21 protein-coding genes and 2 pseudogenes are annotated in these 26,312 nt (G+C 71.9%); 10 read left to right on the plus strand and 13 right to left on the minus strand.

The window, feature by feature from the left end:
• From kdpB to kdpF, 3 genes are all read right to left on the minus strand, one after another.
• On the minus strand, positions 1-1,604 hold a 1,604-nt coding region (gene kdpB, locus ACZ6EM_RS39170; RefSeq protein WP_465774564.1), incomplete at its 3' end, for a potassium-transporting ATPase subunit KdpB.
• On the minus strand, positions 1,601-3,265 hold the full coding sequence (kdpA, locus tag ACZ6EM_RS39175; RefSeq protein WP_465774565.1) for a potassium-transporting ATPase subunit KdpA: 1,665 nt from the start codon (positions 3,263-3,265) through the stop codon (positions 1,601-1,603). The genes kdpB and kdpA, both read right to left, overlap by 4 nt.
• A 1-nt stretch (position 3,266) precedes the next feature.
• Entirely contained in the window at positions 3,267-3,356 is a 90-nt protein-coding gene (gene kdpF, locus ACZ6EM_RS39180; protein ID WP_452180588.1) for a K(+)-transporting ATPase subunit F, read from the minus strand.
• Between the two features lie 283 nt (positions 3,357-3,639).
• Between kdpF and ACZ6EM_RS39185 the strand changes: the two are divergent.
• Both ACZ6EM_RS39185 and ACZ6EM_RS39190 read left to right on the plus strand, forming a co-directional pair.
• A pseudogene (locus ACZ6EM_RS39185) lies at positions 3,640-3,756 on the plus strand (MerR family DNA-binding protein); the annotation flags it as partial.
• 283 nt (positions 3,757-4,039) lie between these two features.
• Positions 4,040-5,986, plus strand: coding sequence for a potassium transporter Kup (locus tag ACZ6EM_RS39190; RefSeq protein ID WP_465774566.1), 1,947 nt, complete (start codon positions 4,040-4,042; stop codon positions 5,984-5,986).
• A gap of 79 nt (positions 5,987-6,065) precedes the next feature.
• Here ACZ6EM_RS39190 and ACZ6EM_RS39195 read toward each other — a convergent pair whose 3' ends face one another.
• Positions 6,066-6,185 (minus strand): CorA family divalent cation transporter, encoded by a 120-nt coding sequence (locus ACZ6EM_RS39195; protein WP_452180587.1) that lies wholly within the window; start codon positions 6,183-6,185, stop codon positions 6,066-6,068.
• Between the two features lie 84 nt (positions 6,186-6,269).
• Between ACZ6EM_RS39195 and ACZ6EM_RS39200 the strand changes: the two genes are divergently transcribed.
• The gene (locus ACZ6EM_RS39200) at positions 6,270-6,782 is read left to right on the plus strand and encodes a hypothetical protein (protein WP_465774567.1); all 513 of its coding nucleotides are present in this window, start codon (positions 6,270-6,272) and stop codon (positions 6,780-6,782) included.
• Positions 6,779-7,420 (plus strand): nucleotidyltransferase domain-containing protein, encoded by a 642-nt coding sequence (locus ACZ6EM_RS39205; protein ID WP_452181008.1) that lies wholly within the window; start codon positions 6,779-6,781, stop codon positions 7,418-7,420. Before ACZ6EM_RS39200 ends, ACZ6EM_RS39205 begins: the two co-directional genes overlap by 4 nt.
• Positions 7,421-7,878: 458 nt before the next feature.
• On the opposite strand, the gene ACZ6EM_RS39210 is transcribed toward ACZ6EM_RS39205, so the two are convergent.
• Positions 7,879-8,805 carry a LysR family transcriptional regulator gene (locus ACZ6EM_RS39210; protein ID WP_465774568.1) on the minus strand — a complete coding sequence of 309 codons (927 nt, stop codon included), beginning with the start codon at positions 8,803-8,805 and terminating at the stop codon, positions 7,879-7,881.
• 207 nt (positions 8,806-9,012) lie between these two features.
• Between ACZ6EM_RS39210 and ACZ6EM_RS39215 the strand changes: the two genes are divergently transcribed.
• Together ACZ6EM_RS39215 and ACZ6EM_RS39220 are read left to right on the plus strand one after the other, a co-directional pair.
• Complete coding sequence (locus ACZ6EM_RS39215; protein WP_465774569.1) at positions 9,013-10,278, plus strand: FAD-dependent monooxygenase; 1,266 nt, start codon at positions 9,013-9,015, stop codon at positions 10,276-10,278.
• Positions 10,279-10,756: 478 nt separating this feature from the next.
• Positions 10,757-11,554 (plus strand): 2OG-Fe(II)-dependent halogenase WelO5 family protein, encoded by a 798-nt coding sequence (locus ACZ6EM_RS39220; RefSeq protein WP_465774570.1) that lies wholly within the window; start codon positions 10,757-10,759, stop codon positions 11,552-11,554.
• A 126-nt stretch (positions 11,555-11,680) separates the two neighbouring features.
• Here ACZ6EM_RS39220 and ACZ6EM_RS39225 read toward each other — a convergent pair whose 3' ends face one another.
• Together ACZ6EM_RS39225 and ACZ6EM_RS39230 are read right to left on the minus strand one after the other, a co-directional pair.
• On the minus strand, positions 11,681-13,876 hold the full coding sequence (locus ACZ6EM_RS39225) for a glycoside hydrolase domain-containing protein (RefSeq protein ID WP_465774571.1): 2,196 nt from the start codon (positions 13,874-13,876) through the stop codon (positions 11,681-11,683).
• 317 nt (positions 13,877-14,193) lie between these two features.
• Positions 14,194-14,901 (minus strand): TetR/AcrR family transcriptional regulator, encoded by a 708-nt coding sequence (locus tag ACZ6EM_RS39230; protein WP_401054639.1) that lies wholly within the window; start codon positions 14,899-14,901, stop codon positions 14,194-14,196.
• 107 nt (positions 14,902-15,008) lie between these two features.
• On the opposite strand from ACZ6EM_RS39230, the gene ACZ6EM_RS39235 reads away from it, so the two are divergent.
• Positions 15,009-15,683, plus strand: a complete 675-nt coding sequence (locus tag ACZ6EM_RS39235) for a DUF4386 domain-containing protein (protein WP_465774572.1) — start codon at positions 15,009-15,011, stop codon at positions 15,681-15,683.
• Between the two features lie 132 nt (positions 15,684-15,815).
• Here ACZ6EM_RS39235 and ACZ6EM_RS39240 read toward each other — a convergent pair whose 3' ends face one another.
• Positions 15,816-17,024, minus strand: coding sequence for an FAD-dependent monooxygenase (locus ACZ6EM_RS39240; protein ID WP_465774573.1), 1,209 nt, complete (start codon positions 17,022-17,024; stop codon positions 15,816-15,818).
• Between the two features lie 125 nt (positions 17,025-17,149).
• On the opposite strand from ACZ6EM_RS39240, the gene ACZ6EM_RS39245 reads away from it, so the two are divergent.
• Complete coding sequence (locus ACZ6EM_RS39245; protein ID WP_452180612.1) at positions 17,150-18,136, plus strand: TetR/AcrR family transcriptional regulator C-terminal domain-containing protein; 987 nt, start codon at positions 17,150-17,152, stop codon at positions 18,134-18,136.
• Positions 18,137-18,173: 37 nt separating this feature from the next.
• Here ACZ6EM_RS39245 and ACZ6EM_RS39250 read toward each other — a convergent pair.
• A pseudogene (locus ACZ6EM_RS39250) lies at positions 18,174-18,413 on the minus strand (zinc-binding dehydrogenase); the annotation flags it as partial.
• Positions 18,414-18,843: 430 nt separating this feature from the next.
• On the opposite strand from ACZ6EM_RS39250, the gene ACZ6EM_RS39255 reads away from it, so the two are divergent.
• Complete coding sequence (locus tag ACZ6EM_RS39255; protein WP_401054128.1) at positions 18,844-19,317, plus strand: hypothetical protein; 474 nt, start codon at positions 18,844-18,846, stop codon at positions 19,315-19,317.
• A gap of 219 nt (positions 19,318-19,536) precedes the next feature.
• Entirely contained in the window at positions 19,537-20,604 is a 1,068-nt protein-coding gene (locus tag ACZ6EM_RS39260) for a protein kinase family protein (protein ID WP_465774574.1), read from the plus strand.
• A 269-nt stretch (positions 20,605-20,873) separates the two neighbouring features.
• Here the strand turns inward: ACZ6EM_RS39260 and ACZ6EM_RS39265 are convergent, their stop codons facing one another.
• The 4 genes from ACZ6EM_RS39265 to ACZ6EM_RS39280 all read right to left on the minus strand — a co-directional run bounded on the left by ACZ6EM_RS39265 (position 20,874) and on the right by ACZ6EM_RS39280 (position 25,843).
• Positions 20,874-21,776: a S41 family peptidase gene (locus tag ACZ6EM_RS39265; protein ID WP_465774575.1), complete on the minus strand. Its 903-nt coding sequence runs from the start codon at positions 21,774-21,776 to the stop codon at positions 20,874-20,876.
• 232 nt (positions 21,777-22,008) lie between these two features.
• Positions 22,009-22,506 (minus strand): phosphoribosyltransferase, encoded by a 498-nt coding sequence (locus ACZ6EM_RS39270; RefSeq protein WP_359904705.1) that lies wholly within the window; start codon positions 22,504-22,506, stop codon positions 22,009-22,011.
• Positions 22,507-22,643: 137 nt separating this feature from the next.
• Positions 22,644-25,100: an ABC transporter permease gene (locus ACZ6EM_RS39275; RefSeq protein WP_465774576.1), complete on the minus strand. Its 2,457-nt coding sequence runs from the start codon at positions 25,098-25,100 to the stop codon at positions 22,644-22,646.
• Entirely contained in the window at positions 25,094-25,843 is a 750-nt protein-coding gene (locus ACZ6EM_RS39280) for an ABC transporter ATP-binding protein (RefSeq protein WP_465774577.1), read from the minus strand. Before ACZ6EM_RS39280 ends, ACZ6EM_RS39275 begins: the two co-directional genes overlap by 7 nt.
• Positions 25,844-26,312 lie beyond the last annotated feature (469 nt).

The raw sequence follows: 26,312 nt of genomic DNA on the forward strand, positions 1-26,312 counted from the left end.
CCGGTCATCGCGACCAGCTTGCCGCCCTCCTGCTCCTTCTTGATCAGGGCCATCTTGTCCTCGGGCGTGGCCTCGGCGAGGAAGTCGTCCACGCCCGCTTCGTCCGCGATCGCCTTGGCGGTCAACGGATTGTCACCCGTGATCATGACGGTCCTGATGCCCATCCGGCGCAGGTCCTCGAAGCGCTCGTGGATGCCGTTCTTGACGACGTCCTTGAGGTGGATGACACCGAGGACGGCGGCAGGGCCCGTGCCGCGCTGCTCGGCGACGACGAGGGGCGTGCCGCCCATCGCGGAGATGCCGTCCACGAGCGGGCCGATCTCGGTGCCGGGGGTGCCGCCGTTCTCCTCGACCCAGTGGACGACCGCGCCGGCCGCGCCCTTGCGGATGCGTCGCAGGCCTCCGTCCTCGTGCAGGTCGACGCCGCTCATCCGGGTCCGGGCGGAGAACTCGATCCATTCGGCCTGGCCGATCTCGTCCTGGGCGCGGGCCCGCAGTCCGTACCTCTGCTTGGCGAGGACGATGATGGACCGGCCTTCGGGGGTCTCGTCGGCGAGGCTGGAGAGTTGCGCGGCGTCGGCCAGCCGTCCGACCTCCGTGCCGCCGACCGGGGTGAACTCGGCGGCCTGGCGGTTGCCGAAGGTGATCGTGCCGGTCTTGTCGAGCAGCAGCGTCGACACGTCGCCCGCGGCCTCGACGGCGCGGCCGGACAGGGCGAGCACGTTGCGCTGCACGAGCCGGTCCATGCCGGCGATGCCGATCGCCGACAGCAGCGCGCCGATCGTGGTGGGGATGAGCGCCACCAGGAGGGCGACCAGTACGACGATGCTCAGCTCGGCGCCCGCGTAGGAGGCCATCGGCTGCAGCGTGACGACGGCGAGCAGGAAGACGACGGTCAGCGCGGCCAGCAGGATGTCGAGCGCGATCTCGTTCGGCGTCTTCTGCCGGGCGGCACCCTCGACCAGGGCGATCATCCGGTCGATGAAGGTCTCCCCCGGCTTGGAGGTGATCTTCACGACGATCCGGTCCGAGAGCACCTTGGTGCCGCCGGTGACGGCGCTGCGGTCGCCGCCGGACTCGCGGATGACCGGCGCGGACTCGCCGGTGATCGCCGATTCGTCGACGCTCGCGGCGCCCTCGACGACGTCGCCGTCGCCGGGGATCGGCTGCCCCGCCTCGACGATCACATGGTCGCCGAGCCGCAGGTCCGCTGCGGGGACGGTCTCCTCGGGCACCTCCGTCAGCCCGGCCCGCCACGGCACGGTGACCCGGCGGGCCACGGCCTCGGTGCGGGTGCGGCGCAGTGAGTCCGCCTGGGCCTTGCCCCGGCCCTCCGCCACGGCCTCCGCGAGGTTGGCGAAGACGACCGTCAGCCAGAGCCAGGCCGTGATCAGCCAGGCGAACAGGCTGGTGTGCCGGATCGCCGAGTAGGTGGTCAGGAGCGATCCGACCTCGACGACGAACATGACCGGGCGCCGGACCATGTGACGGGGGTCCAGCTTGCGCAGGGCGTCGGGGAGGGAGCGGAGCAGTTGCCCGGGGTCCATGTGGCCGCCGGAGACCCGGTGCGGCTCCGGCGCGGGCTCGGTCACGGCCGTCGTCATCGGCGCAGCCCTTCCGCGAGCGGCCCGAGCGCCAGGGCCGGGAAGTAGGTGAGCCCGACCACGATCAGCACCACGCCGGTCAGCATGCCGATGAACAGCGGCCGGTGGGTGGCGAGGGTGCCTGCGGTGACCGGGACGGTGCTCTGTCGCGCGAGCGATCCGGCCAGGGCGAGGACGAACACCATCGGCAGCAGCCGCCCGAACAGCATGGCCAGGCCGAGGGCGGTCTCCCACCAGGTGCTGGTGGCGGTGAGGCCGGCGAAGGCGGAACCGTTGTTGTTCGCGGCCGAGGTGAAGGCGTACAGGACCTCGGAGAACCCGTGCGGGCCGCCGTTGAGCGCGGACGACCGCTCCGCGCGGAAGGTCATCGCCGTACCGGTGCCGACGAGGACGACCGCCGGGGTGGTGAGGATGTAGAGGGAGGCGAACTTCACCTCCCGTCCGCCGAGCTTCTTGCGCAGGTACTCCGGGGTGCGGCCGACCATCAGACCGGCCACGAAGACGGTGACCACGGCGAGGACCAGGATGCCGTAGAGGCCGGATCCGGTGCCGCCGGGTGCGATCTCGCCGAGCATCATGTCGACGAGCAGCACGCCCCCGCCGAGCGGGGTGAAGGAGTCGTGCGCGGAGTTCACCGCACCGGTGGACGTCAGCGTGGTGCCGGCAGCGAACAGCGTGGAGGCGGAGATGCCGAAGCGCACCTCCTTGCCCTCCATCGCGGCCCCGGCCGCCCTCAGCGCCGAGCCCTCGTGCTGCCATTCGAACAGGGCTGTCAGCGCGGTGGAGGCGATCCAGATCAGGGCCATGACGGCGAGGATCGCGTGGCCCTGGCGCCGGTCCCCGACCATCGTGCCGAAGGTGCGGGGCAGCGCGAAGCCGATCACCAGCAGGAGGTAGACCTCCAGCCAGTTGGTCAGCGGGTTCGGATTCTCGAACGGGTGAGCCGAGTTGGCGTTGTAGAAGCCGCCGCCGTTGGTGCCGAGCAGCTTGATGACCTCCTGAGAGGCCACCGGGCCGCCAGTGAGGGTCTGCGTCCCGCCGCCCACGGTGGCGGTCTGGGTGGCCGCGTGCAGGTTCTCGACCATTCCGGCGGCCACGAACACGATCGCGAAGCCCACCGACACCGGCAACAGCAGCCGCAGGGTGACCCGGGTGACGTCCACCCAGAAGTTGCCCACCCGGTCGGTCCCGCTCTGGGCGAAGCCGCGGATCAGCGCCGCGACCACGGCGATGCCCACGGCGGCGGACAGGAAGTTCTGCACCGCCAGGCCCGCCATCTGCGCCAGGTGGCCCATCGTGGACTCGCCCGCGTAGGACTGCCAGTTGGTGTTGGTGACGAAGGAGACCGCGGTGTTCCAGGCGAGCGCGGCGGGCACGTCCGGGAAGCCGAGCGAAAGCCACAGGTGGCTCTGCAGCCGCAGGAAGGCGTAGAGGAACAGCACCGAGACCGCCGAGAACGCCAGCACGCCCCGCAGATAGGTCGGCCAGGTCTGTTCGGACTCCTCGTTCACCCCGATCAGCCGGTAGACCCCGCGCTCGACGCGCAAGTGCCTGCGGGTCGTGAGCACATGCGCCAGGTAGTCGCCCAACGGGCGGTGGGACAGCGCGAGCGCCGCCGCCAGGGCCAGTGCCTGCAGGACCCCGGCGAGCGCAGGGTCCACCTCAGAACCTCTCCGGGAAGACCAGTGCCAGCACCAGGTAGCCGACCAGCGCGGCCGCCACCACGAGCCCGAGGACGTTGTCGGCGGTCACAGCCGCTCGGCCCCCTTGGCCAGCAGGGCGAGGACCGCGAACACGAACACCGTCACGCCGAGGTACACCAGGTCTGCCACGGTGACCACACTCCGCTGTCGGTCGGCTACCACTCCGGTGCTCCGAGTCTCGGGCGGACGCCGCGGCCCCGCCGACTTCTCGTAGGCCATCCGCGCCGACGACGCGAGATCCACCGAGTGGGACGACCCGGTGGAATCCGTCGGGCCCGGCCGTCAGCGCCACGGTAGAGGTGGCAGGACACGCTGGCCTCGGTGCCCGGGACGTGCTGGCGATCCGTGACGGCGGCCACCCGCCCTGCGGGCACGTCACCGAGCTCCTCGGCCAGCACCTCGCCGATGCCGAGCACCGGATCGCCGAGCTGGCGACGCCCCGCGCCACGCTGCGCGAGCTGACCCGCACCGCCTCCAGGACCGACCCCGCCACCTGCACCGAGAGCGACATCTGCCGGATCCTCGCTGCCGACCGACCGGGGGCACAAGGGCCCGTGGGCGTGAACGGGACCACCGTGACGGGCGGCAGCCTTCGAACGCAGACCGGCCAATCACCGACCTTCGAAGAACTCGACGACGCGGTGCACCCGTCCCCGCGGTCGCGCGTGCGATCATCGTCCGCACTGACACACCCGGGCCATGTCACGGCAGCCCGCACGGAGGAGGTCATCCATGACCGATCGCGGTGCCGCGCCCCAGCCGACGGAGGTTCAACGTCCGGGCGTGCAGAACACGGCCCGCCTCGCAGTGGTCGTGGGTGCCCTGGGTGTGGTCTTCGGCGACATCGGCACCAGCCCGATCTACACCCTCCAGACCGTGTTCAACCCGGGCGACCCGCACCCCGTCCCGGTCACCACGGAAAACGTGTACGGGATGGTGTCGCTCGTCTTCTGGTCGGTGGTGGTCATCGTGCTGGTCACCTACGTGCTGCTGGCGATGCGCGCCGACAACGAGGGCGAGGGCGGCATCATGGCGCTGATCACCCTGCTGCGGCGGTGGAGCGCACCGCGGAACCGCAGGGCCACCGGGGTGCTGGCCGCGCTGGGCATCTTCGGCGCCTCGCTGTTCTTCGGCGACAGCATGATCACCCCGGCGATCTCGGTGCTGTCCGCGGTCGAGGGGCTGAAGGTCGTGGAACCGTCGCTGGAGGGCGCGGTGGTGCCGCTCACCGCGGCGATCATCGTGCTGCTGTTCCTGGTCCAGCGCCGCGGGACGGCGGCGGTGGGCCGAGTCTTCGGACCCCTGATGATCGCCTGGTTCGTGGCCATCGGCGTCTGCGGCGCGTCCGGCATCGCCGACCATCCGCAGATCCTCAGGGCGCTGTCGCCGGGCTACGCGCTGGGCTTCCTGTTCGGCCACTTCGGGACCGCCTTCTTCGCCCTGGCCGCGGTCGTGCTCGCGGTCACCGGCGCGGAGGCGCTCTACGCCGACATGGGGCACTTCGGCCGCCGGCCGATCACCCGGGGCTGGCTGTTCCTCGTGTTCCCGGCATGTGTGCTGAGCTACTTCGGCCAGGGCGCGCTGATCCTCGGGGATCCGCACAGCACCAGCAGCCCGTTCTTCCTGCTGGCGCCCGGCTGGGGACGGCTGCCGATGGTCGTCCTGGCCACGGCGGCGACCGTGATCGCCTCCCAGGCGGTGATCACCGGCGCGTACTCGGTCGCCTCCCAGGCCGCCCAGCTCGGCTACCTGCCGCGGCTGCGGATCGCGTACACCTCCGAATCGACCATGGGTCAGATCTACGTCCCCTGGATCAACTGGCTGCTGATGGTCTCCGTCCTCACCCTGGTCTTCGCCTTCCGCAGCTCCACGGCGCTCGCGTTCGCCTTCGGCATGGCGGTCACCGGCACCATCACCATCACCACCCTGCTCTTCTTCTCCGTCGCCCGCGCCCGCTGGGGCACACCGGTGTGGCTCGTCGCGGCCGGCGCGACGCCGCTGCTCGCCGTGGACCTGCTGTTCGTGGCGGCCAACGCGACCAAGCTCCTCCACGGCGCCTGGCTGCCATTGCTGATCGGTGTCACCGCGTTCACCGTCATGACGACCTGGCAGCGCGGCCGCGCGATCGTCACCGCCGCACGCGCACGGCACGAGGGCCCACTGCGCGGATTCGTCGAGGACCTCCACAGCGGGAAGGTGCCGGTGCTCCAGGTCCCCGGCACGGCCGTCTTCCTGAACCGGGGCAAACAGACCGCACCACTGGCTCTGCGGGCCAACGTCGAACACAACCACGTTCGGCACGATCAGGTCGTGATCCTCTCCATGGAGACCGAGACCGTACCGCGCGTCCCAACAGAACAGCGGATCGCCGTCGACAACCTCGGCTACGCCGACGACGGGATCATCCACGTCACCGCCCGGTTCGGCTACATGGAGACACCGGATGTGCCCACCACCCTGGCGATGCTCGATCCAGCCGAAGCCGAGGGCCGCCTGCGGCTCGACCAGGCGTCCTACTTCCTGTCGAAGATCGAGCTGCGGCGCGGGAAGCAGCCGACGATGGCGCCCTGGCGCAAGCGCCTGTTCATCGCCACCTCCTACATCACCGCCGACGCCGCCGAGTACTTCGGCCTCCCCCGCGACCGCACCGTCATCATGGGCTCGCACATCGAGGTGTAGACGTGCCCGATCGCACACGGCCACGGCTCGGACCCGCAGCGAACCCCACCGGTGCCGGCCCCGCGAGTCCGACGCCGACTCACAGCCAGTCGTTGCGGCGGAACGCCCGGAAGATGAACACCCAGACGGTGGCGGTGAAAGCCACCACCGCCGGGTAACCGAACGTCCAGTGCAGCTCCGGCATGCAGTCGACGTTCATGGAGACAGGCGGCTATCGCGGACGGCACCTGCGGGCCGGGCAGACCTAGGGGGTGCGAAGGGCGGCCTCCTCGCGATCGAGGTCGTGCTGGAGGCTGCGGCGAGTGGTGTCACCGATACGGTGTTCGTCGTAGCGGCGGTGCAGTTCGGTGCTCTGGACGGCGATGACCTCGCGGCGCAGTTACCGGTACGCGGCATCGGAGGTAATGCCGTCGGGTGCCTCGGGTGTGCGGTCCAGGCGGGCGTTCAGACCCCGCCGTACCCGGTCGATGGCACGGTCGGGGCGAGTGCCGCCGCCCGGGCCGCCGCCGAGGCCGGCAGTGGTGGCGTCGAGGTCGTCGTCGGTGTCGACGACGGCCGCGTCGAAGGCGTGCTGGTTGATGGCCTGGTTGTCGTCCAGGGCGGCACCGAGCGTTCGGCGTTGCTCGCACGCAAGCTGGATCCCGGTCGTGAAGCCGCCCTCGACCGGCCCAGCCCACGGTCCGCGGGTTCCTCGCCGAGGCCGCCCGGCGGCTCCGTCTGGGCGCCGCCATCCCGCCGGCCTCCTGCGTCGAACCCGGCCGGGGCCTTCGAGCCCGCTGATAGATTCCTGCGGTGAGCGAGCAACTGCCCGGCGGCGGTATCGAGCTGTCGCCCGACGAGATCGAAGCCCTCGACGCCAGATGGTCGTCCTGCTGGACCCCGAGTGAGGTCGCGCAGCGGTTGGCCGGGATCGGCACACCCTGGTGCGTCGCCGCGGGCTGGGCGCTGGACCTGTTCCGCGGCAGGCGGACGCGCGCTCATGGAGACATCGAGATCGCGATTCCGGCCGCGAGCTTCCCCGAGGTCCGCTCCCGCTTCCCCGGGTACGTCTTCGACGCGGCGGGCAGCGGCCGGATCTGGGAGGACGCCGCACCGGAGGTGCTGGCCGCCGTGCACCAGACCTGGCTCCGCGATCCGGTCACCGGAAACTACCTGCTCGACGTGTTCCGCGAACCGCACGACGGTGACACCTGGATCTGCCGACGCGATGAGATGATCCGGCTTCCCTACCGCGACATCATCCTCCACACCCGGGACGGCATCCCGTATCTGGCCCCCGAGCTGGTCCTGCTGTTCAAGGCCAAGCATGTCCGCCGAAAGGATCAATCGGACTTCGACGCGACCGTCCCGCACCTGACCCCGGCTCAGCGCGGGACCCTGACCGAGCTGCTCGCCCGCGTCCACCCCGGGCATCCCTGGATCGCGGCCCTGTAGCCGACCCTCCACCGTTGGGCTCGCACATCGACTGTCGTCGGCCGCTCATCGGCTCCGCGGCGTCCCGGCTCCCCCGGCCCCGGATGCACCGACCCGATGGTGCGTATCCGGAGCAGGGTTCCGTCGTTGCCCAGACCACGCCGGGCGGTGTCGCCCACGCCGACATCCTCGGTGCGGGCAACGCCGTGTTCGGCAACTGCTGTGTCAACCAGGGCGGCACACAGGCCACCGGCGGCACCGCCGCCGACAGCGGCACGGTGACGGGCAATCAGCTCGGCCTGCCGCTGAGCCTGCCCCGCAACCCTTGCGGGAGCAGCGGGCCGCCTGCGCGGGACGCTTCGCTTCGACATGCTGGATGACGTTAGAGCGCGCCGCTGTGAGCAGCCTGAGGACGGCATGAAGGTCTTGCATCCGAAGGCGGCGATCGGAACGGACAGCAGCCCGGGCGAGGACCCGCGTCATCCACCAGTGGTGGCGCCGGAGTCGGCGTCGTAACGCACCGGCCGGTCGGACAGCTCCGTCCACAGGTCGAGAAAGGCTCGCAACGGCGCGCTCGGCCGGGTGCCCGCTCGCCACACGAACACTTTCCGCAACCTGATGGCGGGCTCCAGCGGCACGACGGCGAAACGCCGGTCGGCGGTGAGGACCGGACTCGCGTGGGAGGTGAGGGCGATACCGATCCGCTCCGCGACCAGCGCGAGTTGGAGGGCGACGTCGTTCGTCGCATAGGCGATGTCCAGCCGCAGGTCCGCTGCGGCGAAGGCCGCACGGATGAACGCGTGCACCCCGCTGTCGGGACCGTAGCTGATGACCGGGCTCCGGGCCGCCTCGTCGAGGGTCATCGGACGGTTCGCGGGCCGGCTTCCGACGGGGAGGACCGCGACGATCCGGTCCTCCAGGAGCACTCGCGAGGCCACGGCGGCGGGTTCGCCGTCCAGCGGTCCCGCGACCACGGCCGCGTCGATCTCCCCGTCGCGGACCTTCGCCAGCAGCGACGGACTCGACGCCCCGATGAGGCTCACCGCGACCCGGGGGTACCGGCGGTGGTACTCCCCCAGCAGCCGGGGGATGCTGGTGCCTTCCAGGCCGCCGACGGTCCCCAGCGCGAACGATCCGCCGACCAGACCGGACCGGTCGGCGAACTCCAGGACAGCCGACGCCGCCGCCGCCAGACAGGCTCGGGCGTGCGGCAGCAGGGCGGCGCCCCCGGACGTGAGGGCCACCCGCCGGGGCAGGCGTTCGAAAAGGGGCTCTCCCAGTTCCTTCTCCAGGGCCTGGATCTGCTGGCTGATCGCGGGCTGCACGACATGGCAGCGGGCCGCCGCCTTGGTGAACGACCGCTCCTCCGCCACCGCGACGAAGTACTCAAGCGTACGGAGCTCCATGACCGACAAGCTATCAACTCCGCAGTTGAGAGCACGGGTTGTGGAACCGCCCGACTGGTCCGGGGCCGGTACGGCGATCCCCCGGTGCGATCAGCGATCGTGACGGCCGCCATCACCGCTGTGTATTGGACGCGCGCGGCCGGGGCCCCGAGGCTGGTGGCCGGGTATCGGCCGGACCCGCGGCTCCGGCGAAAGGCGAGGAGACAGATGAGAGTGATCGTCGTGGGCGGCGGCATCGCCGGGCTGACCTGTGCCCTGAGCCTGCACGCCGCCGGCTTCGCGCCACGGGTGTACGAAGCGGCGCGGAAGGTCGAAGCGGTCGGTGTCGGAATCAACCTGTTGCCGCACGCCGTCCGGGAACTCGCCGAACTCGGCCTGGACGGCGAGCTGGACTCCGTCGCGCTGCCCCCGCATCGGCTGAGCTACCACGACCGGGCGGGCGGGACGGTCTGGGAGGAGCCGCTGGGACGCGCGGCCGGATACCACTGGCCGCAGTACTCCGTGCACCGGGGTCGTCTGCAGTTGCTGCTGCTGACGGCGGTACGTGAGCGGCTGGGGCCGGACTCGGTCCGTACCGGCCTGCTGTTCCGGGGGTTCGAGCAGAGCGCGGGCGGCGTCCGTGCCCACTTCCTGGACCGGTCGAGCGGCCGGCCCGTCGTCGATGACGGCGACGTGCTGGTCGGCGCCGACGGCATCGACTCCGTGGTGCGCAGCCGGTTGTACCCGGACGAGAGCCCCCCGAGCGGGAACGGCGTCCACATGTGGCGTGGGCTCGCACGGCACCCGCACGTCCTCGACGGCCGTTCGATCGTGGTGGCCGGGGGCACCCCCGGCGCGAAGTTCATCGCCTACCCGGTCGAGGACCCCGCGACCTCGGCTGCCGATGCCCTGGTGAACTGGGTGCTGGAGGTTCGGCACGACCCGTCCGCCCCGCCTCCCGGCGGCCCCGGCCGCCGCGTCACCGCGGCGGAGGCTCACGCCGGGCTGTCGTCGTGGAACCTGCCGTGGATCGACCTCGCGGCTCTCGCCGAACGCTCCTCGGTGATCGTCGAGTACCCGATGCTCGACCGCGACCCCCTGCCGCGCTGGAGCTTCGGAAGGGTCACCCTCCTCGGCGACGCCGCGCACCCGATGTTCCCCATGGGCATGAACGGCGGCTCGCAGTCCGTCGTCGACAGCCGGGTGCTGGCCTGGTGCCTGACCCGGGACGACGACGCCGTGACCGCGCTCCGCCGCTACGACCGGATGCGCCGGCCGGTCGTCAACGCGATCGTGCTGGCCAACCGGCGCCTGGGCCCGGAGGAGACCATCGCGCGAGCCGAGGAGCACGGTGGGTCGCTGCCCGTCGAGGAGGCCGAGAGGATCGCGACCCGCTACAAGCAGTTGGCCGGGGCCACCGTGACCCAGGTCAACACCCACCCGTCCTGGACGGTCCCTGCGGTCGCCGCTGGTCACGAGCGACTCCCTGGATGAGACGTGATCGTCGGTCGCCATCAGGTACCAGGCTGGTCCGGTGCGCCGGACCGGCCTGGTGACGGCGCCGCTGAGGGCGTCGACACCCCGGGGGACGTGGGAGTCGGCCGTGAAGGCCGCCGCGCCGACCAACGCGGAGGCCGGCGCCGGTGAGCAGGCGAGCCGGGCCGTCGGCATCGCCCGTCGCGACCGGCTCCCCCCGCCCCCAGCGACGGCCCCGGTCGGGGTTGCCCCTCGTGCTGTCACCCGGCCGGACGAGCACGCTCGCCCACGACCCGTGGCGAAGGGATAGTGACCTTACGCGACAGGCCGAGCGGGCGCGTGGCACCACGCGTGGCACCAGGGCGGCCAAGGCGCCGGAGCCCGCTGCCCGAAGCCGCCCGCGGCCGCGGCCGGGCCCCCGTCGTCGACGGCGGGGCCCCGGGGTGGGTGCTGCCGCCCTTCCGTCCGGCCTCTCACCGAGGGGAACACCGCTGCCATGACACCGACCCGGCACGACGACGAGGCGATGTTCGGAGCGGAGACGGTCCGGGACGGGGAGCTGCAGGAGGCTCTGCAGCGGCTGGCCGCCGGCACCTGCGCGATCGTCCGGGTGCCCGACCTGCTCCGGGGCGACCTGAGCGACCTCGTCGCCCGCATCGAGCGGGCCGACTTCGAGCCCTACGACGAGGAGCGGCTCGACCCGCCGATCCTGAAGTTCGGCCCCGCGGTGTACGACTACTACGGGCAGGGCCGGGTCCGGGACGCCTACTGGGAGAAGGCGGAGCAGACCCGGAAGGCCGCCCGCGACCTCTACGGCGACACCGACCCGGCGGTGACCCTCATGCGGCGGCTGGGCACCGAACTCGGCATTCCGGTGCGCCCTGCGACCATCGGGGGGCGCCCGCTGCACGCGGGCATCCTCCGCGAGTTCCCCACCGGTTCTAAGATCCACTACGACGAGGTCGTGCGGGAGTTCCCCGGCCGCCTCGACGACCAGCCCCTCGTGCAACTCGCCTTCAACCTGCACCTCACCGTCGCCGGGCACGGCGGCGCGCTGACCGTCTGGCGGCACCGCTGGATCCCCGCCGACGACACCCGCAGGGACGGCTACGGCTGGGCCCCCGAGGTCGTCGCCGACGCGCCGTCGGCCACGGTGCGGGCCGAGCCCGGCGAAGGCGTCTTCTTCGACTGCCGCAACTTCCACCAGGTGCAGGACTTCGAGGGCGGCCGCCGGATCACCCTCTCCCTCTTCCTGGGATTCACCATGAACGGCGAACTGATCGTCTGGTCCTGACCGCCGCCCCGGCCCCGGTGAGCCCCCTCGCCGACGTGTTGCCGGACGAGCCGGCCGGCGCCCCCGCCCCCGGGACGTACCGGGGGCGGGGGCGCCGGGGTGGTGAGGTGGTGGGATGTGTCCGGGTCAGCTCCGGGTGGCCACCAGCTGGCTGGAGCCGTCCGGCAGGCCCGCGATGGCGGCGCGCTGGGCCGGGAAGGTGCTCGCGCCGTACGCGCCCTGGACCGCGGCGAAGCCGGACCAGGCGCCGTTGGTGAAGCGGGTCTCGTGGTAGAGGTTGCCGTCGTTGCCGATCACCGCCACCTGGGACGAACCGTCCGGCAGACCGGCGATGCCGGCCGCCCGCGCGGCCATGGTGGGCGTGCCGCTGCCGGGAAGCGCGGCGAAGCCGGACCAGGTGCCGTCGGCGAAGCGGGCCTCGTGGTAGATGTTCACGTCGCTGCCGATCACCAGGACCTGCGAGGAGCCGTCCGACAGCCCCGTGATGGCCACCCGCGAGGCCGCCATCCGCGAGCTGTTCACACCCGGGAGCGGGGCGAAGCCGCTCCAACTGCCGTTGGAGAAGCGGGTCTCGTGGTAGACGTTCCCGTCGTTGCCGATCGCCAGGACCTGGGCGGACCCGTCGGGCAGGCCGGCGATGGCGATGTCCGCGGCCGCCATCGTCGGGGTGCCGACCCCGGGGAGCGCCCCGTAGCCGGACCAGGTGCCGTCGGCCGAGCGGATCCGGTGGTAGACGTTGCCGTCGCTGCCGACGGTCACCACCTGCGAGGAGCCGTCCGGCATGCCCGCGATGCCGGTCCGGCGGGCCTGGGTGGCCGGCGTGCCGTCGTCGGGCACCCCGGCGAAGCCGCTCCAACTGCCGTTCGAGGCGCGGACCCCGTGGTAGAGCCGGCCGTCCAGGCCGATGCCCAGCTCCTGCGAGGAGCCGCCCGGCAGCCCGGTGATCGCGGCCTCCGAGCCGCGGAACACGCCCGCACCGCCCGTCAGCGGGCTGAAGCCGGGCCAGGCGCCCGAGCTCTGGCGCACGCCGAGGAAGAACGCGGAGGACTGGGACGGCGGGGCGGCGGTGAGCTGGATGTCCAGGTAGTCCTGGTCGATGGCGATCGCGTAGCCGCCCCAGGTCTCCGGGTTCTGCGGCGAGGCGTACTGGTGGGCGCGCTGGTGGTTGTTCCAGTAGCCGGCCGGTATCGACGGGTCGGCGGTGTCCTCCTTGCCGTTCCAGTTGGCACTGAAGACGGCGTCGGGCATGGTGTAGGCGCTGTTGCCGGCGTTGGCGGCCAGGTCCTTCATGCCGGACGAGGAGCTGCTGTAGACGCCGGAGTTGTAGCCCCAGGCGTGCAGTTCGTTGGTCCAGGCGGTGAGGAACGCGAGCACCGCGGCCGAGTACTGCGGGGTGGTGTACGCCTCCATGTCGTAGTAGAGGATCGTGCCGGGGCCGAAGCCGAGGGCCTGGGCCTGGCTCACCGCGTCGTCGGCGGCGTTGGCGCCCTCGGTGGCGGGGTAGCTGATCTTCGGGGCCTGCACGCCGACGTACATCGGCATGAAGGCCCAGCCCGCGGCCTGCTGCTGCTGGACCCAGGAGGCCGTCAGGTTCGGCTGGGCGCAGGCCCGCCTGACACCGCCGATGTAGACGCCGGCCGCCCGGTACGGGGAGGAGGCCATCCACGCGTTCATCGCGGCGCCGGAGGGCGCCGTACAGGCGTCGAAGCCCTTGCCGGTGTAGTTCGTCGCCGACGCGGGAACCGACGCCGCCGCGGCCGAAGCAGCCGGTGCGGCGGCTGCGGCCATGGCCTGGCCGGACGGTGCGGCGGCGGCCGCGGTGGACTTCGGGGCGGCGGTCGTCCGGGGCCCGGCGGGCGCCGGCTGCGGTCGGTGCGTCGGCGCGGGGGTGAGCCCGGCGCCGGTGATGATCCGCCGCACCAGCGGCTGGTCCGTGTCGTACGTCCCGGTCACCGCGACGACGCCGTCGGTCGCCCGGACCGTCTGCGCGACCGGGTTGGAGCCCTCCCGGTCCGGTGCGGCGCCCTCGGCTGGCTCGACCAGCAGGGCCTCCGTGCGGCCGGTCAACCGCGGCGGGCAGGCCTGCTGCTCGCCCGGGTGACCGAGGTACACCGCGTGCTGGTCGAAGCGGACGCAGGCCTGCGGGTCCACGGCCAGGTCCACCACCGGCCAGGCCGAAGGCACATGGAAGACGCGGCCCTGGTACGTCACCGCCTTGGTGTCCGGGCTTGCGGCGGGAGCTGCGGCGGCGGAGCCTGCGACGGCGGGCGCCGCCATCAGCACGGCCGCCACGACGGCCGCGGCGCTCCGGAGCGCTGTCATTGGGGACTTCACCCAGTTCTCTCCTGACGTGACGAAAGACCGCACGCCGAGGAGTCGGCCGCGCGGCGTCGGCCACGATATCCACGCCCTCGACGGGTGCCGCCACAGGCCCCTCCCGTCAGCCGACTGTCCGTCAGTCCGGCCGGCCGTCAGCCGCCGCTCCCGGCACGGTCCGACCGGCTCCGGTCCACGCACTGGACGAGGGCGCCATCGTCCGGTCCGGAACCGACGACGAGCGCTGAACGGCCGCCCGGGGGGACGCGCCCGCTCCAGGCGATCGGGCGCGCGGGAGTCGCCCGGTTTCTCTCCCGGCTCGCTCAGGCCTGCCCGGAGCTCCATCCGCGCCCGTGGAGCCGCGCGAAGCCGTCGAGGAGGAGGTCGAGGGCGAACTCGAACTCGAACTGGTCGTCGCAGCCGTTGCCGACGACCGACGCGCCGTCGTGGGCCCGGGCCATGGCGATCTCGGCGATGTGCGGGTACCTGGCCGCCATCGCCTGGAGCGCGGCGGCCTGCTCCCCGGGCTCGTCGCCCGGAGAAGCCGGGAACAGCTCCTGGGTGAAGCCCCAGACGCGACTGCCCAGCGCGTGCATCGCGTGGTGGGTCAGGTCGACGGACAGGCCGCCCCTGCGGAACGTGCCGATCACGGAGTCCAGGTAGTCCAGCACGGCGGGGGTGGGGGTGCCGCGGGACTCGATCACGCGCAGGGCCCACGGGTGGCGCAGCAGCGCCCGCCGGGCCGACAGGACGCGCTCGCGGATCGCGCTCCTCCAGTCGGGGCCGTCGGCCGGGGGGTCGATCTCCCCGACGACGAGTTCGACCATGCCGTCGAGGAGTTGCTCCTTGTTGGCCACGTGCTTGTAGAGGGCCATCGGCACGACGCCCAGTTCCTGGGCGAGGCTGCGCATGCTCAGCGCCTCGATCCCGGACTGGTCGGCGCGGGCGACGGCGGCGCGCAGCACGCGGTCCCGGTTGAGCGGCTTCCTCCGCTCGGTGGCCGCCTGTTGGGCGTCTGCCTGCTTGGCCATGGTCCTCACCGATCCCCCTTGACAGGTGTACGGGGTACACCATACCGTCCCGCCATGAGGTGTACGGCGTACACCTCTTCCCGCCTCCACCGCCGAAGGAGCCCCAAGTGGCCTCACCGAGAACCCTCGCGACAGCGACGGGCACGTGCTTCCTCGTCACCCACGTCACCTCGATCGGCGGGCTCGTCCTGTACGGCCCGATCCTGAAGACCGCCGACTACGTGGTCGGCGCCGGCCCGGACACCCAAGTGCTCCTGGGCGCCCTGTTCGAGGTGCTCCTCACCATCGGCATCGTCGCCACCGCATGCACGATGTACCCCGTCGCCCGCCGGCACGGCGAAGGCCTCGCCGTCGGGTACCTCGGCCTGCGCACCCTGGAAGCCGCCGTCATCGCCGTCGGCATCGTCAGCCTGCTGGCCGTGGTGACCCTCCGCCAACACCCTCCGCAGGGAGCGGACAGCGCCGCGCTCCTCACCACGGGGAAAGCCCTGGTCGCCATCCACGACTGGACGTTCCTGCTCGGCCCCAACTTCATCTGCGGAGCCAACACCGCGGTGCTCGCCTGCCTGCTGTACCGCTCCCGGCTGATACCGCGCTTCATCGCCGTACTGGGGCTCGTCGGCGGCGCACTGATCTTCACCTCCGCGATCGCCGTCCTGTTCGGCCTCTACCCGCAGGTCTCCGGGCCGGGGATGCTCGCCGCCGTTCCGGTCTTCGCCTGGGAACTGTGCCTGGCCGTCCGGCTGATCACCAAGGGATTCAACCCGACGACCGCCTCCTGACCGTGCCGTCACACGGTGACGCCCGTTTCCCACGCCTCCCGGGTGTCCGCTTCGCACGACACCGGAGGCACGCGTGAGGACCTCCGCCCCGGGCCTTGCCGCGTCCTCGACGGGCCCTGTCGAGGACTGCCGTCAGACCGTGCCCACGGCCACGGCGACCGCCGCCGACTCGGGTGACGGCGATGCGCCGTAGTCACGCAGCCGGATCGGGGTGGTGCGGGTGCTCTCGGGTGCCTGGGCGGCCAGCATGTCCAGAATCTCCTGGGTGGGGGCGGGCATGAAGAACCGCTCCGCGCCCTCGCGCCCCAGGGTCTGGTGCTCCGTCACGTAGCCGCGCATCTCGCGCTCGTACGCGGCGAAGGCCGTCGTGTGGTCACCACCGGAGGCGGCGAGTTCACCGGCCAGGATGTACGCGCCGATCAGGGCCTGCGAGGTGCCGCGGCCGGAGGTCGGGCCGGCGCAGTACCCGGCGTCGCCGAGCAGCACGACCCGCCCCTTGGACCAGGTGTCCATCTCCACCTGGGCGTTGGCGTCGAAGAAGAAGTCCGATGCCTGCGCCATCTCCTGGAGCAGGCGCGGGATCTCCCAGCCGTCGTCCGCGAAGCGTTCGGCGATGATGCGCTGCTGCCCGGCGCGGTCGTGGCGGTCGTACTCCAGATGCCCGGCGGCGAAGTGGAAGGCGGCGCGGGCCTCGCTGTTGGCGCGGGCGGTGAAGATGTTGGCGGCCTTGCCCGGGGCGGCGTGGAGACGGCCGGTGTTCTGCAGGCCGAGGTAGTTGTCCAGGCTGAAGATGGCGGTGTAGATGCCGAGGTGGCGCACGAACTGCTCCTCGGGGCCGAAGGCGAGCGTCCGGGTGCGCGAGTGCAGGCCGTCGGCGCCGACGACCAGGTCGAAGCGGCGGGGAGCGCCGCGCTCGAAGGTGACCTCGACGCCGTGCTCGTCCTCGGTCAGGCTCGCGATGGAGTCCCCGAAGACATACTCGACGTCGTCGCGGGTGGCCTCGTACAGCATCCTGGTCAGATCGCCCTTGAGGACCTCCAGGTCGCCCGCGAAGATCACGGCCGGCAGGGTCGCGTACTGGCGGCCCTCGGCGTCCACCATCGCCGCGTCGCCCATCTCGGTGTCCAGCTCGCGGATCTGCTCCAGCAGGCCCATCCGGTCCAGCACGTCCAGGGCTTCGCCGCGGAAGTCCACCGCGTAGCCGCCCTCGCGCACCGCTTCGGCGCGCTCCACCACGGTGGGGACGAAGCCGTGGCGGCGCAGCCAGTGGGCGAGCGCCGGGCCGGCCACGCTGGCGCCGGAGATCAGCACGGTGCGGGTGGTGGTGGTGTTCTTGGTCATCCCGGGTTCCTCTCTCAGGTCTGTGCGTACAACGTATGAGGCCCAAGTGCGCCTGTGAAGTGCGAAGATCGAGAAGGAACCCTAGTGCGCTAGGCTTCGTGCACTAGTACACCGAGGAGTGCATCATGTCGGTCGTGCCGCCGTACGCGAGGATCGCCGCCGAACTTCGGCATCGCATCGAGGTCGGTGAACTGCGTCCGGGTGACCGGGTGCCCTCCACGCGGGCGGTCACGCAGCGGTGGGGGGTGGCCATGGCCACGGCGACCAAGGCGCTGGCGGTCCTGCGGCAGGAGGGTCTGGTCCGGGCGGTGCCGGGGGTGGGGACCGTGGTCTGCGCCGCCCCCCGTGCGCCGCGGGCGGCCCGAGGGGCGGCCGACCGGCGCACGGAGGGGCCGTCGGAGGAGTCGGCGGCGCGCCGACGCCTGGTGCTGGCAGGAATCGCGATCGCCGACGCGGAAGGGGTGGCCGCGCTCACCATGCGGCGGCTGGCCGCCGAACTCGGCACCTCGGCCATGTCCCTGTACCGGCACGTGCAGAACCGGGACCAGCTCCTCGCGCTGATGGTCGACGCGGCCTACGCGCAGGCGCCGCTGCCGACCCCGGCCCCGCCGCACTGGCGGTCCCGCCTGGACCTCTCGGCCCGGGCCCAGTGGCGGCTCTACCAGGAGCACCCCTGGCTGGCGGCCACGATGAACCTCGCCCGGCCGCTGCTCGCACCGAACGGCATGCGCCACATCGAATGGGCCCTGGCGGCGCTGGAGGGCCTCGGCCTCGACGCCGACACCCGCATGCACGCGGCGGTCTCGCTCTTCGGATTCGTCCGCGGCTGCGCGGTCGACCTCGCGGCGGAGCAGGAGGCGGGTCACGCCAGCGGTGTCACCGGCGATCAGTGGATGCAGGTCCAGGAGGCCCGGATGGCCGCGCTGCTGTCGGACGGCACCTTCCCGGCGTTCACCGCCGCCCGCACCGACCCCGGCCTGGGCCTGTCCGCCGAATCCCTGTTCACCTTCGGCCTCGACCGCCACCTCGACGGCTTGGCGGCCCTCATCGCCACCGCGGGCGACCGGTCGAACCTCGGCGGGACGAGCCGTGCGGTCGTCAATCTCCGGTGAGACCGGTGAAACCTCGCCGAGACGGGACAACAGGGTCCTACGCGACCCTGACCACGTACTTGCCCCGGACGCCGCCCGCCTCCAGCGCCCAGTGCGCCGCCGCTGTCTCCTCCCGGGGGAAGACCGTGTCCACCGCGGGGCTCAGCTTGCCCTCGACCACATGGCGGGCGAGGTCGTCGAAGCCCGCCCGCTTGGGGTCGCCGCTGAAGTAGCGCACCCGGCCGTGTCCGTGGACCGTACTGGCCGCGAGGTGGCCGAACGTCGCGGCGGGCCGTTTCGGGGCGTGGCACGCGGCCCGCGTAGAGCACATCGGGGCCGCCGTAGCGGTCGTAGAGCACTGCCTTCATCATGCGGTCGTTCATCGTTCCGCCTTTGCCGCCGGGAGCCGTACGGGATCTGGCACACCTCCCGGCGCCTGGTGGCCTATCCGCTCCAGTCGTTCCGCACCGACACGGCCGACGAACCGCTGCCTCCACCGGCCGTGCTGACACTGCGCAGCCTCCCGATCGCAACGGACAGTTCCCAGCGGCAGCGGCCCTCCAGAGCCTGACACGAAACGGAACCTGCCGCGGGGCACGACCGTCGGCCGTGCCGCACGGTGCCGTCCGTGGTGCCGACCGTGGTGCCGTGCGCGCCGCCGTGATCGTGCCCGGAGGTTCTTCCGAACCCGACAGCCGGAAAGCGGCCGTCGTGCAAGGATCGTCGACATGCGGAGCTTTCGGACCGAGGCCGCAGGCCTTGTCTCAGTCGAACGTTCGCAGTTCGGGTTGTGGGAGGAGGACGAGTTCGCCGAGGACGGCAGCTGGTTGGAACTGCCGCTGGCGGCCGGGACTCCGGGAGTCACACTGACCGACGGGGCGGTCAAGGTCCGCAGTTCGATTCGGGAGCACTATGCGGAGGTGACCCTTGAGTTGACCGACCATCCCGTGCGTCCGGAGGGGTTCAGCCTCCTTGCCAGGGTTCCGTACCGGTCGCGGACGGGCCGCATCGACGTGTGGACCCTCTTCTCGGGTCCTGCCGAGGTGGCGTTGGAGTTCGAACTCGAAGGAAAGCCGCGCGATTTCACGCTCAGCGTGTTCTGGGCACGTGCAGCTGATGCGGACGATCGGACGAGCGCGGACCTGCCCCGTGGGGTGGAACGGTTCCGTTTCGCGTTCGCGCCGGCGGCGGCGGCGGAATGAACGGCGACCGTCCCGCCGCCGGCCGTGATCCATCGGGGCCACGACAGGGTCGAGACTCCGCAGGAAGCGCCGGCCGTCGTACGGGCATCGCCCGGCAGGCCCGCCGACGGCAGGTCGGATACCGAACGGTTTGCGGTCCGAGACTGACCTCGGCGGCGGGAGTCGAATACGTTTGAGCGATCACCGACGCCCTGGTTCGGGGGCACAGAGGAGCCGTGGATGCGCCACTCCGAATGTCAGCACGACGCACGTCTGGCCGCCTACGGGACCATTGCCACCCGCCTGTCCCTGGTGAGCGACCGGCGTCTCGGCGAGATCGTGGCATCCGCTCCTCCGGTCGGATCCGGTATCGGCGGCAGGTCGGCGGAGCTGGACATCGACGGGACGCGGGTCTTCGTCAAGAGAGTCCCGTTGACGGACGTCGAGACCCGGCCGGAGAACGTCCGGTCCACGGCGAACCTCTTCGGGCTGCCGACGTTCTACCAGTACGGAGTGGGCTCGGCCGGGTTCGGTGCCTGGCGAGAGCTGGCCGTCCACATCATGACCACCAACTGGGTCCTCGGGAAGGAGTACGAGGGCTTTCCCCTGATGTACCACTGGCGCGTCCTGCCCGACTCTCCTCCCGAGGGCTTCGTGGACGAGTTCGGGGGCATCGACGGCGCGGTCGCCCACTGGGACGGCTCGCAGGCAGTACGCGAGCGCCTGGAGGCCATCGGCCGGTCCTCCCGCAGCCTGGTGCTGTTCTTGGAACACATGCCGCAGACACTCAGCACGTTGTTGCGCGAGCACGGGGCGACCGCGGTGGCCGGCGGCGGCTCCCCCGCGTGGGTGGAGGATGCTTTGGCGCGGGGCACGGCATTCATGAGCTCTCACGGACTCGTGCACTTCGACGCCCACTTCGACAACCTGCTGACCGACGGCCGGCTGATCTGCTTCGCGGACTTCGGGCTGGCACTGAGCTCGGGTTTCGAGCTGTCAGCAGCCGAGCAGCGGTTCCTCTCGAACCACCTCGGGTACGACCGCGACTGCACCGCGAGCCATCTGATCCACCACCTCATCGACCGCGTCCGGGGCGGTGTCGAAGCAGACGTGTTCCTTCAGAAGTGGATCGCGGGTCGGAGGCCCGAGGCCGTTCCGCCCGAGATCGCTGCGATCGTCGAGCGGCATGCCCGGGCCGGCGTCGTCCTGGACGGCTTCCACCGCCGGCTGCTGTCGGAAAGCAAGCAGACGCCGTACCCCGGTGCCGAGCTCAACCGCGTCGCAGACGCCGGTGAGACATCGCGCTGACGTTCGAAGGAGCGGGCCCCGGCCGCGACGTGTCAGAGAGACGACCTGCGGGCCCGCAACCACAGGCCAACGGCATCCCTGGGACTCCAGCACCTGGACACTCCGCCCCGGTCGGGAAGGTCACTCGGTCCATACCGTTCTTCGTGGGCTGTCCGGGTCATTCGTAAGAGACGTGCGCGTCACCGGATGCTCGGCTGGTCGGTCACCGGTCGCCGCCGGTGTGGTCGGCCTGCGGGGTACCCAAGGTCCGTGTCGCGCATCACATCGTTCTAGGTACGACGGCAGGACTCCTGGCGCCCGAGCCAGCCGGTCGCGGCGGTGAGTGACGGATCCCCCTCCTTGCGGGTGTCCACGGCCTCGTCCGGCTCGATCGGCCCCGCGTGGATCCGGCCTGTGCGATCCGCCTCGGCGGCGCCCGTGAGCAGGACGACCGCGCCGTCCGACAACCGGTGCGCGGCGTTGCCGGTGGGCACCCCGTAGGTGCGCGCGCCGAAACTGCGGGTGTCCGGGCGGCCGATGAACGCGATGGTGACGGCCTCGCCCGCGCTGCCCGTGCCCGGGCCGGTGAGGACGGCGACGGGCACGCCCCGCGCCGGGTCCCCGCCGGCCCCGGAGGGCTCCGCCTGTGGAGTCCCGTCCAGGAACGGCACGCCCCCGCGCACCGACCAGACGCTGCGGGTGCCGTCCGCCGTGACGAAGGCCCCCACCGGACCGTCCCCGAGCAGCGGAGCCGCCACCGCCAGCGGAGCCCACATCCCGCCGCCGCTCTCCCGGCGAAGGTCCACCACCCAGCCGCAGGCGGTCGCCCCGGCGACGGCGGCGCGGCCGCGGGCGACGTACTCGGCGTAGGTGCGCTCCGAACCGTTCACCGCCGGAAGGGTCAACCTGGCGATGCCGCCGGGAAGTTGTTCGACCGTCGGGGCGTCGACCGTCGCGGGGTCGGCATCCACGGCCGCTGCCTCACCGGGCGGGTAGAACCGGCTGTGGCCGTCCCCGAGAGCCGCCACCGCGCCGCCGACCGCCCCATGGGTGTCGGCCGTCGTCCGCGCCCCGGCCGCCCGCGCGAACGCCTCGTCCCGCAGTTTCGGCCAGTCCACCGTCGCGGTGTTCAACGACTCCCGCTGCAACAGGTCCAGCGCCTCCGACAGGTAGCCGTGTGCCTGCGCCGACATGCCTCCGGATCCCCCGGGACCCCCCGAACCTCCTGAAGCGCACCCCGCTACCAGCGCCAGGGCGCCCGCCGCCATCCCGGCGATCCGCACCGCCCTCATTCGCGCCCCTCTCCCGGTTCGTACAGCCCCCCATTCCTACCCCATGAACCGGGAAGCGGCGACGGCCGGGATCCGCTGTTGCTCCCGCCCGACCCTCGGCGGCGTCCCGGCCTGCGGCGCGTACCACCTTCGATCAGGCGTCGAGCACCTGGCCGTCGCGCCTGACGACCGGTCCTTCCGTCGACCACGGGAACTCGATCCAGTCGTCGGTCCGCTTCCACACGTACTCGCACTTCACCAGGGAGTGCGACTTCTCGTAGATGACGGCGGACCGGACCTCGGCGACATGGTCGAGGCAGAAGTCGTGCACGAGCCGCAGTGTCTTGCCGGTGTCGGCGACATCGTCGGTGATCAGGACCTTCTTGTCGGTGAAGTCGATCGCGGCGGGAACGGGCGCCAACATGACGGGCATTTCGAGAGTGGTGCCCACGCCCGTGTAGAACTCGACGTTCACCAGGTGGATGTTCTTGCAGTCCAGCGCGTACGCCAGACCGCCCGCTACGAACACCCCGCCGCGGGCGATGCTCAGGACGAGGTCGGGTTCGTATCCGTCGTCGGCGATCGTCTGCGCGAGTTCGCGCACCGCCTGCCCGAAGGTCTGGTAGTCCAAGGTCTCGCGCACATCAGTCACGGCGACCAGTGTCCTCGGCCCTCGGCTGGGCGGCGAGTACCGGCACGCTCAGGACCGGAAGTGTGGTGTTCCACACCTCGGTCGCACACTCCGGGCCGGGGCCGAGCCGGAAGGGCCGTGCCCCACTCCCGGATGCCCTACTCCCGGATGCCTGCGGCCTCGATCGCCCGGAAACGGGTCGCACGCGAGGCCGCTCCCCACGCGGTGATCACGGTGACGAAGGCGCAGAGCGCGACGGTCCCCAGGACCTGCGTCCACGGGATCACCGTCGGCGCCGAGGTGACGAGTTCGCTCAGCGAAAGGTGCTGGGTCACCGCGGCGAGCCCGGTCGCCACGGCCGCGAGCAGCGTGCCGACGACCACCGCCACGGCCGACTCGGCCACGGCCACCTTCGCGATCTGGCCGCGCACCGCGCCGGCCAGCCCGAGCAGGGCGAACTCCCGCCGCCGCCCGGCCATCGCCATGATCAGGGTGTTGGCGACGGCGATCAGCGCGTAGGCCAGCGCGATCCCCAGGATGATCACCGCGGCGTTGTCCGTCTGCTCGGCGGCGCGTGCGCGCTGGGCCTCCAGGTAGGCGTCATGGGTCATGACGTGCGCGCCGGAGCCGGCCAGCGCCTGGTTCACCGCCGCCGTCTGCTGTTCGTCGAGCGGCCGGCCCGGGCCCGTCCGGGAGTCGAGGTGGACCCGGTTCGGCGTCACCGCACCGGTCAGCGACGCGGACAGGTAGGTGTCGTCGCCGTTCAGGCCGCGTGCGACGACCGCCGCGACGACGGTCGGCACCCGAGCGCCGGTCGGCAGCAGCGTGACCACCTGGTCCCCCACCGACAGACCGTCGGATCGGGCCGCGTGCTCGTCGATGACCAGGAAGTTCTCGGGCAGTGAGGCGAGGGAGCCGGAGAGCACGGGCGGCGTGACGGTCGTGCCCAGCGCGGACGCGGGCACGGCGTTCGTGCTCAGCGAGTCGATCTGGTCGCCCTTCGCGGTGCCGATCCGGATGTTCATCGAGGTGATCGGGGTGACCCGGACCCCGGGCACGGCCGCCAGCTTCTCCAGCGTCCGCGCGTCGATCCCCGTGCCGCCGGGCACCACCACGTCGGCCGCGTGGATCTCCTGCTGCTGGCGGGCGAGCACCACCGCGTCACCGGACTTCTGCACCGTCAGCAGGGTGGCGACCAGTCCGACGGCCACCACGATCGGCGCCACCGTGGCGGCCGTACGCCGCCGGGAGGTGAGGATGTTCTCGCGCACCAGCAGCGGGCCGGCCTTGGCCGAGCCGCGCAGCGGGCCGATCAGCGCCCGGGTGACCGGCCGCAGCAGGATCGGTGCCAGCAGGGTGACCGCGCCGACGTACAGGACCGGCACGGCCTCGTACCTGCGGGCGCTGGCCGCCAGGTACGGTTCGGTCCGGGCGATGACGATCCCGAAGGCGACCGCGCCGATCAGCATCCCGGTCCCGAGCAGCCAGCGGATCGGCGTCATCCCGCGGCGCTCCACCGCGCTCTCGCGCAGCACCTCGATCGGCCGGATCAGCGAGACCCGGACCAGGGTGGCGGCCGAGCCGGCCAGCGCCGCGGCCACGCCGATGACGAAGGAGACCAGCAGCGGCAGGGGGGTGAAGGGGATGGTGAACCAGGACGGGGCCACGTGGTGGTCGAGCATCCAGGAGCGCAGCGGCACGGTGCACAACGGGGCGAGGACACAGCCGACGACCGCCGCCGCCAGGCCGATCAGCAACGCCTCGCCGAGCACCATGCGCCGCACCTGCCGGGGCGCGGCGCCCACCAGCCGCATCAGCGCCAGTTCACGGCGGCGCTGCTCGGTGGCGAAGGCGAAGGTCGCGATGACGACGAACACCGCGACGAACACCGCCAGTCCGGTCGTACTGCCCGCCATCGCCTGGGCGTTGGCCAGCGCCTGGGCGCCGCCGGTGGAGTCGGCGTCGAGCCGGGTCAGGTCGTCACCACCGAGGACCACGGCCCGGCCGCCCACGAGGGCGGACAGCTGCTGCGCGTTCTGGTCGGTGACCAGGGCGTTGACGCCGGGCGACAGGCGCTGGGCCTCGGCATCGCTGAAGAAGACGGCGCTCTCGAACCAGAGCGCGTCGGTGACCCCGACCACCTGGTAGCGGCCGGCGCCCTCGGAGGTGGCGGCCTCGGCCTGACGCCCGATCAGTGCCCGCTCACCGCCGCCAACGACGATCTCGTCCGGGGCCTGCGGCGCGCGCCCGGCCAGCAGGTGGTAGCTCGCGAAGGCGGCCGAGGACCAGGGATGGCCGGTCGTCCCCCCGGAGCCGGGGTTCAGCCGTACCGGGAAGCTTCGGTCGGGCGTGGCCTTGCCCGAGGCGGTCACCGTCGTCACGACCTCGACCGGCAACACCGCCGGGGCCTTCATCGCGCGCCCCTCGAAGCCCTGCGGCGCGACCACGACCCGGGCTTCCTTGAACCGCTGCGGCCCCGGGTGCGGCGTGCCGAAGGTGGCCGCCAGGGTCAGCGTCATCATGCCGATCATCGTCGTGCCGAGCGCGAGGGCGAGGAAGGCGCCCACGAAGCCCATCAAGCGGTGACGCAGGGTGGCTACGGCGAGCTTCAGCACGGGTTCGCCCCGCTCCCGCCGGGCTCCAACGCCGCCATCCGCAGGGCCACGGTCTCGGCCGTCGGCTCGAACAGCTCACCGGTCACCCCGCCATCGGCGAGGAAGACCACCCGTTGCGCGTACGAGGCCGCCACCGGGTCGTGCGTGACCATGATCACCGTCTGCCCGTGCTCCTCGACGACGCCGCGCAGCAGCGCCAGGACCTCCCGCGCGGTACGCGAGTCCAGCGCGCCGGTCGGCTCGTCCGCGAAGATCACCTTGGGCCTGGTCACCAGCGCACGCGCGATGGCGACCCGCTGCTGCTGACCGCCCGACAGCTCGGCGGGCCGGTGCCCACCGCGCTCGGCCAGGCCGACCTCGGCCAGCCCCCGGTCGATCGCCACCGGGTCGATCGGGCGCCCGGCCAACCGCAGCGGCAACTCGATGTTCTGACGAGCCGTCAGCGCGGGGATCAGGTTGAAGGACTGGAAGATGAAGCCCATGTGCTCACGGCGCAGCTCGGTCAGGGCGCGCTCGGAGAGCTCGTGCAACGGCGCGCCGTCGAGCAGGACCTGACCCGCGTCGACCCGGTCGAGGCCCGCCGCGCACTGCAGCAGCGTCGACTTTCCCGAACCCGAAGGGCCCATGATGGCGGCGAAGGTGCCCGCCTCGAAGCCGACGTCCACCCCGTCGAGCGCCCGCACCCGGTTGTCGCCGCGGCCGTACGTCTTGTGTACGGCCGTCAGGCGGACGATGTCGCCCACCCTCCCCGCGCCGACGGAGGCCGGGCTCGAAGCCCGTACCGGTAGAGCCTTGTTCCGGAACACTCGCTCGCCTTTTCCATCGGGGCATCGGTCGGGGCATCGGTCACCCGCCGCACCGACGCTAGGGCCGTTCGAGGTGTCCACACCTCCGGACTGCCCCTGATCTCACCCCTGAGGAACCCCCGAGGAACCCCTGACCCGGGCAGACGGCGGCCGCACGGCCTGACCCCTCAACGGGCAGACACTGCACCGCCGTTCGACCGTTCGCCCCGGCCCGCCACGGAGTCGGACGCCGCGGTGAACGCCCGCACGAGGGGACGGTCGTCTCCCCGGCGGGCGGCCAGGAGGACCCGGCTCACGGCGGGCGGCCCGTCGGGGTCTGTACAAAGAACGGTGTAACTCCCGATCAAGGAAGTAGCGCCTGATGAAGGAAGTGACTGTCTCGGCCGAGGCCGTGGAGGCCGTGCGG

The organism is Kitasatospora sp. NPDC041917 (assembly GCF_055589745.1).

Excerpts from the sequence above, each read along its gene's own strand:
- ACZ6EM_RS39240 (WP_465774573.1), bottom strand. The coding sequence starts at position 17,024 with ATGACCAAGAACACCACCACCACCCGCACCGTGCTGATCTCCGGCGCC.
- ACZ6EM_RS39265 (WP_465774575.1), bottom strand. The coding sequence starts at position 21,776 with ATGTCGGCGCAGGCACACGGCTACCTGTCGGAGGCGCTGGACCTGTTG.
- ACZ6EM_RS39225 (WP_465774571.1), bottom strand. The coding sequence starts at position 13,876 with ATGACAGCGCTCCGGAGCGCCGCGGCCGTCGTGGCGGCCGTGCTGATG.
- ACZ6EM_RS39255 (WP_401054128.1), top strand. The coding sequence starts at position 18,844 with ATGCGGAGCTTTCGGACCGAGGCCGCAGGCCTTGTCTCAGTCGAACGT.
- ACZ6EM_RS39260 (WP_465774574.1), top strand. The coding sequence starts at position 19,537 with ATGCGCCACTCCGAATGTCAGCACGACGCACGTCTGGCCGCCTACGGG.
- ACZ6EM_RS39210 (WP_465774568.1), bottom strand. The coding sequence starts at position 8,805 with ATGGAGCTCCGTACGCTTGAGTACTTCGTCGCGGTGGCGGAGGAGCGG.
- ACZ6EM_RS39230 (WP_401054639.1), bottom strand. The coding sequence starts at position 14,901 with ATGGCCAAGCAGGCAGACGCCCAACAGGCGGCCACCGAGCGGAGGAAG.
- ACZ6EM_RS39195 (WP_452180587.1), bottom strand. The coding sequence starts at position 6,185 with ATGAACGTCGACTGCATGCCGGAGCTGCACTGGACGTTCGGTTACCCG.
- ACZ6EM_RS39215 (WP_465774569.1), top strand. The coding sequence starts at position 9,013 with ATGAGAGTGATCGTCGTGGGCGGCGGCATCGCCGGGCTGACCTGTGCC.
- ACZ6EM_RS39220 (WP_465774570.1), top strand. The coding sequence starts at position 10,757 with ATGACACCGACCCGGCACGACGACGAGGCGATGTTCGGAGCGGAGACG.
- ACZ6EM_RS39190 (WP_465774566.1), top strand. The coding sequence starts at position 4,040 with ATGACCGATCGCGGTGCCGCGCCCCAGCCGACGGAGGTTCAACGTCCG.
- ACZ6EM_RS39245 (WP_452180612.1), top strand. The coding sequence starts at position 17,150 with ATGTCGGTCGTGCCGCCGTACGCGAGGATCGCCGCCGAACTTCGGCAT.